This is a genomic window from Noviherbaspirillum album, assembly GCF_035916955.1.
Lineage (GTDB): Bacteria > Pseudomonadota > Gammaproteobacteria > Burkholderiales > Burkholderiaceae_D > Noviherbaspirillum > Noviherbaspirillum album.
Window position 1 is genome coordinate 80,303 of record NZ_JAWIIV010000003.1, and the last position, 16,007, is coordinate 96,309.

Consider the following 16,007-nt stretch of genomic DNA (forward strand, 5'->3'; position numbering starts at 1 on the left):
TTTTCTGGTCGCGCTTCGCAACTTGTCCCGCCGTCTGCGCTCTCATATCTCCCATGCCGCTGATGCGCTCCATCCGCGGCGCGCTGCCTATCCATGCGCCATCGGCGCATGGCGAAACAGGAGATTCAAGATGGCAACGGTTCAGCAATCGATAAAGATCAGGGTTCCGGTTCACACCGCTTATCGCCAGCTAAGCAAGCACAAGCCCGAGGACCGATGAACAGGCGCTTTGCCTTAATCACGGCCCGGCTCCGGCAGTCTTGAGGAGCAGGCCGTCAACCAGGAGAAAATGATGCAGATGATTTCCGATGTCATGACGCGCGACGTGCGCTTCGTCGCACCGCATGAAAGCCTGCAGCGCGCGGCGCAGCTGATGGATGAACTCAATGTCGGAGCCTTGCCGGTGTGCGAGGGCGGGCGGCTGGTCGGCATGGTGACGGACCGCGACATCACCGTGCGCGCTACGGCGGCCGGGCGCACGCCGGCCGAAGCCCATGTCGACGAGGTCATGAGCACCGATGTGCGCTGGTGCTTCGAGGATGAGCCCATCGATAGCGTGATGCAGAAAATGGCTGATACGCAGATCCGCCGCGTGCCGGTGGTGTCCCATGATGAGCAGCACAAGCTGGTGGGCATCGTTGCCCTCGGCGACCTGATCACCAAGTCGGGCGACGCGGCGCGCAAGCAGAGCGTGGAAGACACTGCCGCCCGCATATCGACGCCGTCCGAGCCGGACCGCTCCAACCCGGCGCAGACGCATCATCATCGTCGCGCCACCGGAGGCAAGCCCTCGGCGGGGTCGAGCACCGGCACCGCCACCGGTTTCGCCGGCACCGATGCCCTGCTTGCCGAAGGGCGCGACAGGGCGGAGCCGGGCCCTCTCATTGACCCGTCCGGTCCGTGGAATTCCACGCCGTCGAGCGCCGCCGGCACGGCAGGCAGCATCGACAATACCGGCAGCACCGGCGCGCCGGGCGGCACCGATGCGGCGGGTGCGGTGGGCGCATCGGGCGGTACCGCCGGCACCGCCGGTTCGCCGGGCACGGGCATCGGCGCCAAACCATAGCCGTTGCCGAAACCAGGCAACTAAACAACCACGCAACCACACGCGAGGACGGCGCGGGAGCCGAAGCATGGTCCGCGCGCGCCAAGCTTCAGATCCTTCAGATCCTCAAGTTGTCTTCATCAAGGAGAAGCGCATGAACAAGGATGCCAATGCATTTCGCCGCGGCGAATTTCCCACCGATGCGCCGATCGAGGCGCTCAGGACCGACCATCGTTTTGTGAAGGAACTCTTCGAACGCTATTTCGCCACGCGCGACGAAGGCGAGAAGAAGGAGACCGGCCGCCATGTGCTGCTACTGCTCGAGATGCACACCTCGCTGGAAGAAGGCGTGTTCTATCCCCGCGTGCGCGATGCCGATCCGAGGCTGGTCGACCACTGCGAGGAAGAGCATGAAGAGGCACGTCAGCTGATCGACAGGCTCAAGCCGATGGATGAAAGCGATCCCCAGGCGGAGCAGCTGTTTCGCCAGCTCGCCGACATGATCATGCTGCATGTGGAAGAGGAAGAGACCACGCTGTTCCCGAAAGTGGAGCAGGCTGGGCTGGACCTAAGCGCGATCGGCATGGAAATGCAGGCGCTGCAGATGCGCATGATCGCGGACCGCATGCAGAAGCCGGTCGCACCAGGCCTGCGTCAGTAGGGTCGTTGCGGAAGGAGCGCGGCGCGGTGGCATGAGGGCGTAAAGGCGGGGCCGGGGTGATTCCTGCCGCGCCGCCCTCATTCGATGGTGACGCGTCCGCCCGTCACCATGCAGGCATTCAACCTTCCGGCCTGCGACTGCCTTCGATCTGCATTTCCGCGGTGCTGAGATAGCCCTCCACCGGATTGACGCCGCGCATTGCGGGCGCGCCTCGTCCGCTCTGGGCGAGGCGGGAATCGATCTTCTGCAGCAAGTCCTCGGGAATGGATTCCGCGCAGGCCCTGACGATGTCATACAGCGGCGAGGCGCCCGGGTCTGTTCCCAGCTGCACTTCATTGGCGAATATTTCGAACCGGTCGCGGGCAAGCTCCATCAGGCTGGCGCGCATGCGCTGCGACGATGGGTTGTTTTCGGCCGCTTCGGCCAGGCTCGCATGATCGATCACCGGGATCGGATTGCCGCCGTTGCCGCCCTGTGCCAGCTTGAATGGGTCGAAGCCGGCGCGCAGCATGTCGGCAAGAAAGCGCTCATGGAATTCGCTGTGCCGCATGCCGTCCAGCGCCAGCGACTGGAATGAAGGGCCGCCGCCTTCGTTGTAGGCTTCCGCGCCGCGCTGGGCGAGCGATTGCAGCGCGCGCCAGTCGAAAGACGCCGGATTTCCTTCCCATTGTTCCTGCAGATCGGTGAATTCGCCGACCAGGCGATTGATTTCATGCGGGTCGTGATGAGTCATGATGCGTCCTCCAAAGCGAATTGGTCGCGCTTCACGGAAAATCGTTCAGCAAAACATGGCCTGCGACCCAAGTTTCGTCGCATCGACTGTTCCCAACGGTATTTCCGACATGCCGCGGCAATGCATCGAGGAAAACCGGAACCGCCCGGTTTGCCGCGCCACTCATGAATTGACGGCAGCGCACCGGCTGGGCAGGGCCGTTTCGGATTGTTATAAGAGCGAAAAGAAAATGGGAGATCAAATGGGACTCAAGCTGTACGGAAGCTTCTACGAAGAGCGCATGCGCATGCGCAACGAAGCATCGGACCCGGCGCTTAAAGCGCATTATCAGGCGGAACTGGATGTGATCAAGGCCATGAACGCAGCTCTCGATATTCAGGATTCCCCGCAGCGCGGCGGCGGCATCATCGATCCGCCTGCCGCGAAGACGAACCTGCAGCGCCCGGCCGCCAGTCCGGCTTCTTCCCCGCCGGCGACAAGCGCGGCCGCGCCGGATTCATCGGTTTCCGGCCGGGACAACGACAGCAACAAGAAGGTGCAGACCCTGATGCCGATGTTCGAAAAGCTGTCCCGGGAAACCGGCGTGCCCGCCAACACCCTTGCCGCCGTGATGGTGCAGGAGTCGCGCGGCTATAGCATCGATGCCATGAAGAATGCCGGCGGCCTGATGCAGCTGGGCCCGAATGAATTCAAGTACCTGCAGGACAAACACCCGGATCAGCTCGGCGGCATGACCCACCTGTCCACCGAAGGTCAGGTCACCGCAGCGGCCCTGTACCTGAAGGAATTGAAGGGCGGCGGAGACTGGGACGATGCACTGTTCAAGTACAACCATGGACCGAATGCCGGCAACAACCCGCAGCTTGGAGATCCCAACTACATGAACAGCATCCACGACCTGCTCCGAAAGATCGAACGCGGCGAATCGTTGCCGTCATGATCCCGTACCGCCCGTGCCGCCCGGGAGGATCTGGTCTCTTCAGCCGTGCATTTTCCAGTTCGACACGGGGGGCGCCGCTCCTCATGCTGGAATGCAACAACCTGCAGCGCCTAGTGCTTTGCTTGAGCAAACATAAGCACAGCTGCACACCGGCTTTGAATCCCGCCGAGAAATGACGTAACGTAAAGGGGCGCCTGCGGACCTGTGTTCGTATGGCTTCCATTCGTTCGCATTGGAGAGCCGGATGAAAAAAGTAATCGGATCGCTGCTCGGCATCATCGTTCTCGGGGCCGTTGCAATCGCCTTCTACCTGTGGCTGCAAGGACCAACCTACCGGCCGGCGCCTTCGGCTCCCGCCGATGCGCCGCCGCCTCCGGCCGCCTCGGCCGAACCGGAAATCCTGTATCCCGTTCCCGAGGCTCCGCCTGCCGCGTTGCCCGCGCTTGACAAGAGCGATCCGGTCATTCTCGGTGCGCTCTCGGATCTGCTCGGCAGGGCAGCGGTCAAGCGCCTGCTGCAGCCGGAGGAAATCGTGCGGCGCATCGTCGTCACGGTGGACAACCTGCCGCGCAAGGTCGTATCGGGACAGCTGATGCCGACCACGCCGGTTTCCGGCAAGCTGCGTACCGAGGGCAAGGGCAAGGAACTGACACTGGCTTCCGCCAACTACGAACGCTATACGCCATTCGTGCGCGTGCTCGACACGGTCGATGCCAAGGACCTGTCCGCGCTCTACATGCGCTTCTATCCGCTGTTTCAGAGCGCCTACCGCGATCTCGGCTATCCCAAGGGTTATTTCAACGACCGCCTCGTGGCAGTGATAGACCACATCCTCGATGCCCCGGAAGTCGAAGGCCCGATCGAACTGGTGCAGCCGCATGTGTTCTACAAGTTCGCCGACCCGGAACTGGAATCGCTGTCGGCCGGCCACAAGCTGATGCTGCGCATGGGCGATGCCAATGCGGCGAAGGTCAAGAACAAGCTGCGGGCGATTCGCAAGGAACTGGTGAAGGGGAGTGCGGAGGCGAAGGGAAGGTGAGCAATCGGGCGCGCCGCCGAGCGCTGCGTTACCTGCGTTCGTTTCACGGATCTGAACTCACTAGCAAAGTCGTGCATTGCACCTACGTGCATCCGCGTTGACTGACTACATCAGTACGCATGCCATGTGTACCTCCGTGCACATTGGTGAAAATCTGACACGTTGGAAGTGTTAGGAAAATAATTAGTGCCGCCCGCAGAAAATGTTAATAAAATAATATTTTTTAAAGCTTCTACTGGTTTCTCAGCGTGGCGACGAAAATTGTTCAAATAACGGCGGCTGCCATCGCCATCAGCGCAATACTCCTGACTGGATGGATCTTCTATTTGTTTGGTGAAGAAGATTATTACCCTGAGCCAGGAACGCTTGCGTTCTACCTGAAGCTATCTTCAACTATTCGAAGCTTGCCGCTTTCCGATGCCATTTCCAGGCCGGTGTATCACGGTAGCATCGGGGATGGGCCTAAACCTCCACAGTCTTCAGTGTGCTATGCCGCACAAAGCAGCAAGGAGACTTGGATCGTATCGAATATCCGCACCTATCTCCAAAAGGATGGATATGCGTTGGACCCCTCGGATACGGGTTCGAACATCGCTTCACTTTCGGAGCAAAAACCTCTTCATTACATGGCCTATACAAACCGGGCAGGACACTCCGTTCATCTGGTGATTAATAATTCGCGTAAGCCCCTAGAGGTGGATGTCTGCCTGACTCATTACGAATAAAAAGGAAATTACATGTCCAGTCGTGAGGATATCCGCAACGGAAGACTGATCTATACCTGCAATTGTGGTTGGCTGGATCTTGGTCATTTGAGATCATCCTTCCGGCCGCATGCCAGTGCAAGGTATCTATGGCAAGACATTCTTCATGAACGGGGGCTAAGTATCACAGGTCATCAAGGCAAGCACTTCATCGGCTACAAGCAATCGATGGGCCGCGCCGGTCTTGACGTAGAACACTTCCGGACTTATTGGATCAAGAAAGGCTTGTCCATCAGCGAGAGGCAATCTGTTGCTCTATCCATTTTCATGGAAGTGTCATTAGGTTTTGAAAGTGTGCAGGAAAAGTACTCCATGTTCACCAACAGTGGGTATAGCGAGGAGGATCTCGTTTCCAACTTGGTCGGATTCTACGTAGAAGTGATGGGAATAAAATGGGCGACGACGTGTAAGCCTGTATCGATCGAAGCGTCGCAAAGCATTTGGGATAAAGAGGGTCCGATCGGGGCGCGCAAGAATAGAAGCTTTAAACCAAATTTCCATCGTTGCGACGAGTGCAGCAGCAAACATGGAATCGCTAATCCAATGTTCCCGGCAATACTCAACTCAATTCAACCCGCAATAAAGGGGAAGCATTTTGACGATGCCGATAAAAAAATGCCTCTGCCTCGGCATTTGCACTCTGTACTTTACCGGTAGTAGCAAGCATTAGAAACGTTGTTTGATAGGGTTCGAAACAGAAGGTTTTTCAATGGAAAGGGCACCTTGAGGAGCCCGTTCTAAGCTGCCCTGCCTACTACCTTAACTATTCCGGTAGCGCGCGATTATCCCGATTCAGCCAGGCGTCACTTCCCCCAGCTATCCTTCAGCGTCACCACCCGGTTGAACACCGGCTTGCCGGGCTGCGAATCCACGCGGTCGGCGACGAAGTAGCCGTGCCGTTCGAACTGGAACTTATCGTCCGGCAGCGCGGCGCGCATGCCGTGCTCGAGGTAGGCAGTGATCACTTCCTTGGCGTTCGGATTGAGCGCCGCCTTGAAGTCCTTGCCGCCGGCATCCGGATGCGGATCGGAGAACAGCCGGTCGTAGAGCCGCACTTCCGCTTCCAGCGCATGGGTGGCGCTGACCCAGTGGATGTTGCCCTTGACCTTGTAGTTGTTGGCGCCGTCGGTGCCGCTCTTGGAGTCAGGGAAGTAATTGCAGTGCACCGCGATCACCTTGCCGTCGGCATCCTTGTCGCAGGCCGTGCATTCGACCACGTAGCCGTAGCGCAGGCGCACCTTGTTGCCGGGGAACAGGCGGAAGTAGCCCTTGCTCGGCACTTCCATGAAATCGTCTTCCTCGATCCACAACTCCTTGGTGATCGGGAAATTGCGCTGGCCGCGTTCCGGGTGGTGCGGATGCACCGGCGCGCTGCATTCGTCGACCAGGTTGTCGGGGAAATTGTCGATGATGAGCTTGAGCGGCTTGAGCACGGCGGTGGCGCGCGGTGCCTTGGCATCGAGGTCGTCGCGCAGCGCGCCTTCGAGCGTGCTCATGTCGATCCAGCTGTCGGCCTTGGCCACGCCGACGCGTTCGCAGAACAGCTGGATGGATTCCGGCGTATAGCCGCGCCGGCGCAGGCCGACGATGGTGGGCATGCGCGGATCGTCCCAGCCGTCGACGATGTTCTCGTCGATCAGCTGGCGCAGCTTGCGCTTGCTGGTGATCGCATAGGTCAGGTTCAGGCGCGCGAACTCGGTCTGCTCCGGCAGCGGGCGCTTGAAGAAACCGCCTTCGGCCGCACGCTCCAGCACCCAGTCGTAAAACGGGCGGTGGTCCTGGAATTCCAGCGTGCAGAAGGAATGGCTGACGCTCTCGATCGCGTCTTCCAGCGGATGCGCGAAGTCGTACATCGGATAGATGCACCACTTGTCGCCGGTACGGTGATGATGCGCATGGCGGATGCGGTAGATCGCCGGGTCGCGCAGGTTCATGTTGGGCGACGCCATATCGATCCTGGCGCGCAGGATATGCTCGCCATCCTTGAACTCGCCCGCCTTCATGCGGCGGAACAGGTCTAGCGATTCCTGCGCGGGACGGTCGCGGAACGGCGAATTCTTGCCCGGTTCGCCGAAATTGCCGCGATTCTTCGCCATGTCTTCCGCGCTCTGGCTGTCCACATAGGCATGGCCGGCGCTGATCAGGTATTCGGCGATTTCATAAAACTTGTCGAAATAGTCGCTGGCGAAATACAAATGCTCGCCGGTTTCATCCTTCCAGTCGAATCCCAGCCATTTCACGCTGTCAAGAATGGTATCGACGTATTCCTGCTCTTCCTTGGTGGGATTGGTATCGTCGAAGCGCATGTGGCAGCGGCCGCCGAAATCGCGCGCCAGGCCGAAGTCGACGCAGATCGCCTTGGCATGGCCGATGTGCAGGTAGCCGTTCGGCTCGGGCGGAAAACGGGTGACGACGGCCGGCAAGGGGCGGCCGAGCGCGTCGGTGCGCTGCTGGTATTTGCCGGAAGCAAGGTCGGATTCGATCAGGCCGCGCAGGAAATTGGAGGCGCTTGCGTTGTCGGCGTTGGCATTGGCTTTGGGATCGTTGCTCATGAATTCTTGGCTTTGCTTGAATTGAAAGACTGGCAGCATTTTACCGTACGGGGGAGGGAGGCGGCCGGCGGCGCTGCGACCCCGCCACCTTCCCGTCTAGCTACCCCCTGGGCGCGAACATGATGATGCCCATGCCGGCCAGCGACACCAGCACGCCGGCGACATCCCAGGCGGAAGGGCGGATGCCGTCAACCGCCCACAGCCAGGCCAGCGCAACAGTGATGTAGACGCCGCCATAGGCGGCATACACCCGGCCCGCCGCATTCGGATGCAGGGTCAGCAGCCAGGCGAAGAGCGCCAAACTTAATGCCGCCGGCGCCAGCAGCCAGGCCGTCGCGCCTTTCTTTAGCCAGAGATAGGGCAGGTAGCAGCCGATGATTTCGGCCAGCGCGGTAAGGATGAAGAGGGCTAGGGTCTTGGCGGCAAGCATGGTCTTTTCGGGATTGCGGTGATTGCCAGGATTTCCGGTATCGCAAACCGCGACCCGCCGTAGCGGGAAGGGCCGCTCGGCGCTTTCGGATAGGCAGGCGGCGGAAACGAGGTTACATTGCGAGCGCATGATAACCCGGGAGCCTCCATGAAACTGAAACGCGAAGATTTGCAGGCGGCGGCCGACGCCGGATTGCTCGAACCGGTGCAGATCGACGGCCTGCTGGATTTCCTCGGCCGGCGCCTGGCCCTGGCGCCGCATCCTTCGGTCGCCCGTTTCTCGGGCACGCATGTGCTGTACTACTTCGGCGGCATGCTGGCCATCGGCGCCGCCACGGTATTTGCGACCCTGGCGTTGGAAGCGGCCGGCATGAAGGCTTTGCTGCTGGTCTCGTTGCTGTACGCGGCGGCGGCTGTCGCCGTGGCCGCATGGATGGAAAAGCGTGGGCATGCCATTCCCGCCGGGATCTTCGCCGTGCTCGCCGTCGCCCTGGCGCCGCTGGCTACCTTCGCCCTGCAGCATGTGCTCGGATTCTGGGCCGACGGCATTAACGCGCAGCATTACCGCGACTATCACCGCTACATCGACTGGCGCTGGCTGGTGATGGAACTGGCGACGCTGGCGGCCGGCGCGGCCATGCTGGCGCGTTTCCGCACGCCCTTCCTGATGATGCCGATCGCCGTCACCTTGTGGTACATGGGCATGGATCTGGGGCCGGCCCTGATTACGCAGGCGGGCGAGAGCGGGGGCTGGTTCAGCGGCCGCGCCTGGGAGCTGCGCAAGATGATTTCCCTGGTCTTCGGCATGGCGATGCTGCTGCTGGCCTTCCTCATCGATCTGCGCACCCGCCACGGCAGGGACTATGCCTACTGGCTGTACCTGTTCGGCCTCATGACCTTCTGGGGCGCGCTGTCGCTGATGGGTTCCGGGCAACTTGCCGGCAAGCTGGTCTACCTGGGCATCAATGTCGTCCTGGTGTTCACCGGCGCGCTGCTGGGACGCCGCATGTTCGCGGTATTCGGCGGCATCGGCATCGCACTGGTGCTGGGCGACCTGTCATGGAACATGTTCAAGAACAGCATCGCCTTCGTGCTGGCGCTGAGCCTGCTGGGCTTTGCGCTGATCGGCCTGGGACTCTGGTGGAGCAGGCATGAGGCCGCACTCGCCGCCAGGCTGCGCGCAAGATTGCCGGCGCAGGTGCGCGAACTGCTTGAAACAGGAAGGACCTGATCCGGCCGGCTCCTTCCCGGAACCCGCAGAGCTGCGGAAGGCCTTGAAACACCAGGCCAAAGCGCGGAATTAAGGCGTTTTATGCCTTCAAATCCTGCATATCAAGTTCTCGTAATTGACATTGCTTAAAGGACATGGCGTTTGGCCTGCGTGCCTTGATGTATATCTATTTCCTCGCATTTGAAAGTGGTTTTAATACACCACGTAAGCCAAGCGCCAGACGCCGGACAACTTCCGCACATCATCACGCACAGCTCCACCGCTGGACTGCAATGTCCAGCTCCGCAGAAGCACCGGCATCCATGCAATGTGCCGGCAGCGCAGGCGCTTTCTTCGTCATCGGGGTATGCATATCCCAGCGGCAGCGAGATGCCGCTGGAATGTTCGACCCTGCGTTATCCGGTGCAAGACATTCAAGGAGCGAGCATGAATATTCGACGCGAGGACCTGGAAGCCGCCGCCGCGGTGGGCATTTTGCAGTATCGGGAAGTGGATTCGCTGCTGGTGTTTCTGCTGCAGCGCGATGTCAGGCTCAGGCGCATGGAACTGAACGGCCAGGCCCGGCCCCGCAGCGGACGCATCCGCAGCGCGTTCGGCTGGCTGGTCATGCTGGCGGGACTGGCGGCGGCGGTCTTGCTGGCATTCCAGATCACCGGGCAGGCGGTGCAGTCGCTGGGCATCGGCGTGCTGTTCTTCCTGGCGCTGATCTATGGCGCCGGCACCTTCGCCCTGACCACTTTCACCAAGGGGGAGGTGCTGGGCAACCGGGCCCGCATGACCCTGGCCCTGCTGTACGGGGCGGTGCCGCTGGCGGTGTTTGCGCTGCAGCGCGCGGCATAGCCGCATAGCCGATCGCCCGGCAATCACATTTGCCGGAACAGGTGCGCATACACGCGGCTGACCGGCAGCATCGCATCCCTTCCGCGCAGCCTGAGCGACAGCTTGCCGCTTTCGTCCCGCACGGCGGCCTGGATGCATTGCACATTGACCACCGTACCGCGATGGACCTGCCAGAACTGGCTGCCGTCCAGCTGCGGCAGCAATTCCTTGAGGCTGGTCCGTATCAATGACTCGCCGTCGCCGGTCACCACGTTGACATACTTGTCGGTGGCTTCGAAATAGTGCACCTCGGCCACCGGAATCAGCCTGATCTGGTTGCCGACCGCGGCGCGGATGATGGACAGTCTTTCGCCCGGCTGCGACTGTGCCGGCACCAGCGTACGCAGCTGCCCGACGATGCGCTCGAGGGCCGCATCGCGTTCCGCATGCTGCCGCAGCCGCGCCCTGAGGCGCTCGATGGTCTTGCCTAGGCGGGCATCGCTGACCGGCTTGAGCACATAGTCCGCGGCAGCCTGCTCGAAGGCCTGCAGCGCGTATTCGTCATAGGCCGTCACGAACACGACCAGCGGAAACGGCGACTGTTCCGGCCAGTCCTCGGCCAGTTCCTGGGCCGCCTCGATGCCGGTCTTGCCGGGCATCTTGATGTCCAGGAACAGCACGTCCGGGCGCTGCGCCAGCGTTTCCTGCACCGCGCTCACGCCGTTGTCGACCACGCCGCAGACCTGCATTTCCGGCCACAGCCGCTGCAGCGTCTGCTGCAGGGTGAAGGCCAGGATGGGCTCGTCCTCGGCGATCAGTGCGCGCAATCTGTTCATGTCGGAATCCTTATTTCAGCCACCGCGCCCTCCGGCGCATTGGGTAGCAGTTGGAACGATGCCCGCTCGCCGTACAGCGCGCGCAGCCGGTCGCGGATGTTGGCCAGGCCGACGTGGGTGCTGTGCATGTCGGCCGGCTTGGTTTCCGGATCGAGCCCGAGCCCGGTGTCGGCGATGCGCAGGCACAGCATGCCGCCATCGCGCACGGCCGTCACCTCGACATGGCCGCCGCCGAGCTTGGGTTCGACGCCGTGCTTGATGGCGTTTTCCACCAGCGGCTGCATCAGCATCGGCGGCAATTCCTGCGCGCGAAGCTCTTCCGGCAGGTGCAGCCGGTAGTTCAGGCGCGCGCCCATGCGCACCTGCATCAGGCTGAGGTAGGCATCCATCAGCGAGAATTCATGCGCCAGCGTGGTCTTCTCCGAACGGGATGAGGCCAGGGTCGCGCGCAGATACTGGATCAGCTGGTCCAGCATGTGCTGCGCGCGCTGGGCATCGACGGTGATCAGGCCCTGCAGGTTGGCGAGCGTGTTGAACAGCATGTGCGGCTCGATCTGCGCCTGCAGCATCTGCAGCTGCGCCTGGATTGCCTGCTTCTCGATGGCGGCGGCACGCGCCTTCTCGGCCTCGGCTTGCGCCGTCAGGTATTCCATCTTGCCCCGGCTCCAGAAAAACCAGGTGATCGCAATACAGGTCAGCAGGAACAGGGTCATGAAGCCGACCATGTTGTTGGAGCGCACCGCGGCAATCTGTTCGCGCGGGATGCTGACAATCCAGCTCGCCAATGTGTTGCCGAAGTAGTGTGCCGAGGGCAGCGCCACCAGGAACAGCATGAAGAAGGGCACGCGCTGCGGCTTGCCGGTGCCCCACAACAGCAGGCGGCCGCCGTCGACGATGGTTACCATCAGCAGCCCGATGCACATCGACACCACGAAGCTGATGTAGAACGACGTGTTGGCGCGCATCACGTAGGTAATGGCCAGCGCAATCGCGGTATTGAAGATACAGCAAATACCGAGATCCGCGACGAAGCGCCGCAGCCGCGGATAGGATTCGGAAGGCGTGGTCTGGATCGGGTTGACTGGATTCATTCGAGGCGGCGGCGATGCTTGTTCATTTCATGTTCGATCAGGCGTTCCTTCCACGCGGCTCCCGGTGCATGCAGGAAGACGCCAAGGCCATGGAATAGTAACCCGATTCCCCAACCGAACAGCGGCCAGACCGCCCAGACCTTGTGCGGCGAGGCCATGAGATTAATCAGGGCCAGGCCGATATTGACCACCACGTAGACCGCCAGATGAATGCCGAAACCGAGCTTGCGCTCGACCTGGCGGCGGGCGTCGCGATACGAGGGTGAAGCTTCCATGATGTTCTCCTGTTTGATGGTGTTCAGACCAGGCCGACGCTGTGCCAGACCAGGTAACCCAGGCGGCGGTTGGGCAGCAGGGTGAAGACGCCGGCGATCACAAGGCCGATATAGGTGTAGCGCATGCCGCGCCGGTGGGACTGGATGCGGCCGCGGGCGACGGCGAACAGGGAGCCGCCCAGGCCGGCCAGCGTCAGCACCGACAGCAGGTGAATCATGGAAAAATGGCCGCGGGTCTGGATGGCGAAGGATCCCAGCGCGGTCACCAGCATCAGCGCGACCCAGGTGCGGCCGAGGATGCGGTGCAGGGTCGTTCCCTTTTTCAGCGCCAATGCGATGCCGCCGGCCACCACGGCGCCGCTTGCCGCAAGGACATGAATGAGGATGACCGGAGTGAATTCCATGATGCGCTCCCGAGAATGCCGTTAGATGCGGTCATTGTCGGGAAGGCGCGGCAGGCGGGAAAGCGGATTGCGACGAACTGCGGTTTTGCGGCGTAAACCGGCGTGCTCCGGGAGTGAGCTGAAGTGAAGTTGATTGAACCTTGGCGAAGCGCAGGCTCAGAAGCCGACGGCCTGGCCGTCGCGCCGGGTATCGCTGGCGGCGACATAGCCGTCGGCCGTCTTCCAGATGAACTGGCCGGCGCCGAAATCATGGATGCTGCTGGTCCGGGTATTGACCTGATGCCCGCGCGCCGCCAGCTCCGCCACGACACCGGGCGGCATGCCGCGTTCGATGTCGAGTTCCAGGCCGGTGTTGACGCGCCAGCGCGGCGCATCGCTGGCCGCCTGCGGCTGTTGCCCATGCGACAACATGCGCGTCAGGATCTGCACATGGCCCTGCGGCTGCATGTTCGCGCCCATCACGCCGAAGCTCATCTGCGGCTGGCCGTCCCGGGTGAGGAAGCCGGGGATGATGGTGTGGAAAGGGCGCTTGCCAGGCGCCACGCAGTTCGGGTGGGCCGGGTCGGTCGAGAAGCCGCAGCCGCGGTTGTGCATGCTGATGCCGGTGCCCGGCACCACCACGCCGGAACCGAAGCCGAGGAAATTGGACTGGATGAAGCTGATCATCATGCCGCTTTCATCGGCCGCGGTGAGATATACCGTGCCGCCGCGCGGCGGCGTGCCGTGCGCCGCATTGCCTGCGCGCTTCATGTCGATCAGCTTGGCGCGCTCGGCCAGGTAGCCGTCGTCCAGCAGGTGCGCGGCAGTGACCTCGGTCATGTGCTTGACGTCGGCCACCCAGCGGTAGGTATCGGCGAAGGCCAGCTTGACGGCTTCTATCATCAGGTGGTGGAAGTCGGCCGAGTCCAGCGCATAGCGGCGCGGGTCGGACTGCGTGTGCTGTTCGATGATGCCCAGCGCGAGCAGCGCGGTGATGCCTTGGCCGTTCGGCGGGATTTCGTGCACGGTATGGCCGCCGAAATTCCGTGAGATCGGCGCCACCCATTCCGGGCGGAACGAGGCCAGGTCGTCGGCGGTGAGCACCGCGCCGTTCTGCTTGGCATGCCGCGCCATCGCTTCCGCCAGTTCACCGCGATAGAACGCCTCGCCGTGGGTTTCGGCGATGCGCAGCAGCGTGCGCGCGGCATCGGCGAAAACGAAGTTCTCGCCAACGCGGGGCGCGCGACCGTGCGGCATGAAGGCCTGCGCGTAGCCGGGCTGGTCCTTGAGCCTGGGAACGGCCTTTTCCCATTTGCTTTGCACCACCGGCGCGACCATGTGGCCGCGCTCGGCGATATCGATCGCCGGGTCGAACAGTTCCGCGAAGGGCAGCTTGCCAAAGCGTTCCGACAGTTCCACCCAGCCGGCTACCATGCCCGGCACGGTCACCGTATCCCAGCCCAGCGCGGGAATCCTGCCATCGTGCTTCTGCCTGAAATAGTCGGGCGTCCAGGCCCGCGGCGCCGGACCGGAGGCATTCAGGCCGTGCAGCTGCGCGCCGTCCCACAGGATGGCGAAGGCATCGCCGCCCAGGCCGCAGCCGACCGGCTCGACCACGGTCAGCACCGCGGCGGCGGCGATCGCCGCATCGATGGCATTGCCGCCGCGCAGCAGCATGCGCAAGCCCGCCTGCGCGGCCAGCGGATGGGAGGTGGAAACGACATTGCGCGCCATCAGCGGGCTGCGCGTGGTCGGATACGGATTGTTCCAGTCGAAGTCGTCCATGGCTGCTCTTGTGTTGTTTTGGCTGCGAAAATTCAAGGATGAAACCGGGTCAGATGGTTCCCTTGCCGCGCAATTCACCGATCTGCTGCTCGCTGTAGCCCAGCATGTCGCGCAGTACCTGCTCGGTATGCTGGCCCAGCGTCGGCGGCGGCGCATCGCAGCGCGGCGGCGTGGCCGACATTTTCATCGGGCTGCCGACCAGCCTGACCGTGCCGCCGCTGGGATGCGGCAGGTCGACGCGCAGGCCGCGCGCTTGCACCTGCGGATTGTCGAAAACTTCATCGAGGTCGTTGATCGGCCCGCAAGGCACGCCGGCGGCTTCCAGCGCATCGATCCATTCCTGCTTGGTCTTGGTCTTCACCATCTCCGCCAGCAGGGGCACCAGCGTGTCGCGGTGGCGCACCCGCATGGGATTGGCGGCGAAGCGCTCGTCCTGGTGCAGGTCGGGCCGTCCGCCGGCCTCGACGAAGCGGCGGTACTGGCCGTCGTTGCCTACGGCGACGATGATGTAGCCATCCGAGGTGGCGAAGGTCTGGTAGGGCACGATGTTGGGATGCGCATTGCCCCAGCGCTTCGGCGCCTGTCCGCTGGCCAGGTAATTGGTATTCATGTTGGCCAGCATGGCGACCTGCACATCCAGCAGCGCCATGTCGATGTACTGGCCTTCGCCGGTGCGGTCGCGGTGGGTCAGCGCCGCCATGACCGCGATGGTCGCGTACATGCCGGTCATCAGGTCCGAGATCGCCACGCCCGCCTTCTGCGGCCCGCCGCCCGGCTGGTCGTCGCGTTCGCCGGTGATCGACATGAAGCCGCCCATGCCCTGGATGATGAAGTCGTAGCCGGCGCGCTGCGCATAGGGGCCGTCCTGGCCGAAGCCGGTGACCGAGCAATAGATGAGGTCCGGCTTCTCGCGCTTGAGCGATTCATAATCGAGCCCGTATTTCTTCAGCTGCCCGACCTTGTAGTTCTCCAGCACCACGTCGGACTGGCGCGCCAGTTCGCGGATGATCTGCTGCCCCTCGGCCGAGGCGATGTCCAGCGTGACCGAGCGCTTGTTGCGGTTGGCGGCGAGATAGTAGGCCGCTTCGCTGGTGTCCCGGCCTTCGGCGTCGCGCAGGTAGGGCGGTCCCCAATGGCGGGTATCGTCGCCGGCGCCCGGGCGCTCGATCTTGATGACATCGGCGCCGAGATCGGCAAGGTTCTGCGCGCACCACGGTCCGGCGAGAACGCGGGTGAGGTCGAGAACGCGGAGATGGGAAAGCGCTTGTTTGGCGGGCGTGGTTGGCGTGGCAGGCATGTTCTGATGATTGATGGTGAGCGTGGATGGAACATCGGGACTTCGCTTCGCCGTCGCGTCTCCATTGCGTACAGTGAAGCCTTGCCGATTCTAACCCCATGTCCGGGCCCATGCAGGAATCCGCGCC

17 protein-coding genes are annotated in these 16,007 nt (G+C 62.3%); 8 read left to right on the plus strand and 9 right to left on the minus strand.

Annotated features, from left to right (window positions below; all coding sequences use genetic code 11):
- Positions 1-289: 289 nt before the first annotated feature.
- Positions 290-1,066: a CBS domain-containing protein gene (locus RY831_RS05240; protein WP_326505272.1), complete on the plus strand. Its 777-nt coding sequence runs from the start codon at positions 290-292 to the stop codon at positions 1,064-1,066.
- 133 nt (positions 1,067-1,199) lie between these two features.
- Positions 1,200-1,706, plus strand: coding sequence for a hemerythrin domain-containing protein (locus RY831_RS05245; RefSeq protein ID WP_326505273.1), 507 nt, complete (start codon positions 1,200-1,202; stop codon positions 1,704-1,706).
- A gap of 118 nt (positions 1,707-1,824) precedes the next feature.
- Here the strand turns inward: RY831_RS05245 and RY831_RS05250 are convergent, their stop codons facing one another.
- Positions 1,825-2,439 (minus strand): hypothetical protein, encoded by a 615-nt coding sequence (locus tag RY831_RS05250; protein WP_326505274.1) that lies wholly within the window; start codon positions 2,437-2,439, stop codon positions 1,825-1,827.
- A 241-nt stretch (positions 2,440-2,680) separates the two neighbouring features.
- Between RY831_RS05250 and RY831_RS05255 the strand changes: the two genes are divergently transcribed.
- From RY831_RS05255 to RY831_RS05270, 4 genes are all read left to right on the plus strand, one after another.
- Positions 2,681-3,379, plus strand: coding sequence for a transglycosylase SLT domain-containing protein (locus RY831_RS05255; RefSeq protein WP_326505275.1), 699 nt, complete (start codon positions 2,681-2,683; stop codon positions 3,377-3,379).
- Between the two features lie 244 nt (positions 3,380-3,623).
- Positions 3,624-4,418: a DUF3014 domain-containing protein gene (locus RY831_RS05260; protein WP_326505276.1), complete on the plus strand. Its 795-nt coding sequence runs from the start codon at positions 3,624-3,626 to the stop codon at positions 4,416-4,418.
- A gap of 248 nt (positions 4,419-4,666) precedes the next feature.
- Positions 4,667-5,143, plus strand: a complete 477-nt coding sequence (locus RY831_RS05265; protein WP_326505277.1) for a hypothetical protein — start codon at positions 4,667-4,669, stop codon at positions 5,141-5,143.
- 12 nt (positions 5,144-5,155) lie between these two features.
- Entirely contained in the window at positions 5,156-5,839 is a 684-nt protein-coding gene (locus RY831_RS05270; protein ID WP_326505278.1) for a hypothetical protein, read from the plus strand.
- A gap of 146 nt (positions 5,840-5,985) precedes the next feature.
- Here the strand turns inward: RY831_RS05270 and RY831_RS05275 are convergent, their stop codons facing one another.
- Both RY831_RS05275 and RY831_RS05280 read right to left on the minus strand, forming a co-directional pair.
- Positions 5,986-7,734 carry a glutamine--tRNA ligase/YqeY domain fusion protein gene (locus tag RY831_RS05275; RefSeq protein ID WP_326505279.1) on the minus strand — a complete coding sequence of 583 codons (1,749 nt, stop codon included), beginning with the start codon at positions 7,732-7,734 and terminating at the stop codon, positions 5,986-5,988.
- Positions 7,735-7,834: 100 nt separating this feature from the next.
- A complete protein-coding gene (locus tag RY831_RS05280) occupies positions 7,835-8,164 on the minus strand; it encodes a YnfA family protein (RefSeq protein ID WP_326505462.1) in 330 nt (109 codons plus the stop codon).
- Positions 8,165-8,311: 147 nt separating this feature from the next.
- On the opposite strand from RY831_RS05280, the gene RY831_RS05285 reads away from it, so the two are divergent.
- Together RY831_RS05285 and RY831_RS05290 are read left to right on the plus strand one after the other, a co-directional pair.
- Positions 8,312-9,394: a DUF2157 domain-containing protein gene (locus RY831_RS05285; protein WP_326505280.1), complete on the plus strand. Its 1,083-nt coding sequence runs from the start codon at positions 8,312-8,314 to the stop codon at positions 9,392-9,394.
- 426 nt (positions 9,395-9,820) lie between these two features.
- On the plus strand, positions 9,821-10,234 hold the full coding sequence (locus RY831_RS05290; RefSeq protein WP_326505281.1) for a hypothetical protein: 414 nt from the start codon (positions 9,821-9,823) through the stop codon (positions 10,232-10,234).
- 23 nt (positions 10,235-10,257) lie between these two features.
- On the opposite strand, the gene RY831_RS05295 is transcribed toward RY831_RS05290, so the two are convergent.
- The 6 genes from RY831_RS05295 to RY831_RS05320 form a co-directional block, all read right to left on the minus strand.
- Entirely contained in the window at positions 10,258-11,049 is a 792-nt protein-coding gene (locus tag RY831_RS05295; protein ID WP_326505282.1) for a LytR/AlgR family response regulator transcription factor, read from the minus strand.
- Positions 11,046-12,140, minus strand: coding sequence for a sensor histidine kinase (locus RY831_RS05300; RefSeq protein WP_326505283.1), 1,095 nt, complete (start codon positions 12,138-12,140; stop codon positions 11,046-11,048). The genes RY831_RS05295 and RY831_RS05300 overlap by 4 nt, the downstream gene beginning before the upstream one ends.
- Positions 12,137-12,415: a 2TM domain-containing protein gene (locus RY831_RS05305; RefSeq protein WP_326505284.1), complete on the minus strand. Its 279-nt coding sequence runs from the start codon at positions 12,413-12,415 to the stop codon at positions 12,137-12,139. The genes RY831_RS05300 and RY831_RS05305 overlap by 4 nt, the downstream gene beginning before the upstream one ends.
- A 23-nt stretch (positions 12,416-12,438) precedes the next feature.
- Entirely contained in the window at positions 12,439-12,819 is a 381-nt protein-coding gene (locus RY831_RS05310) for a DUF2306 domain-containing protein (protein ID WP_326505285.1), read from the minus strand.
- A gap of 156 nt (positions 12,820-12,975) precedes the next feature.
- The gene (locus tag RY831_RS05315) at positions 12,976-14,583 is read right to left on the minus strand and encodes a gamma-glutamyltransferase family protein (RefSeq protein ID WP_326505286.1); all 1,608 of its coding nucleotides are present in this window, start codon (positions 14,581-14,583) and stop codon (positions 12,976-12,978) included.
- Between the two features lie 49 nt (positions 14,584-14,632).
- The gene (locus tag RY831_RS05320; RefSeq protein ID WP_326505287.1) at positions 14,633-15,880 is read right to left on the minus strand and encodes a CaiB/BaiF CoA transferase family protein; all 1,248 of its coding nucleotides are present in this window, start codon (positions 15,878-15,880) and stop codon (positions 14,633-14,635) included.
- Positions 15,881-16,007: the final 127 nt, after the last annotated feature.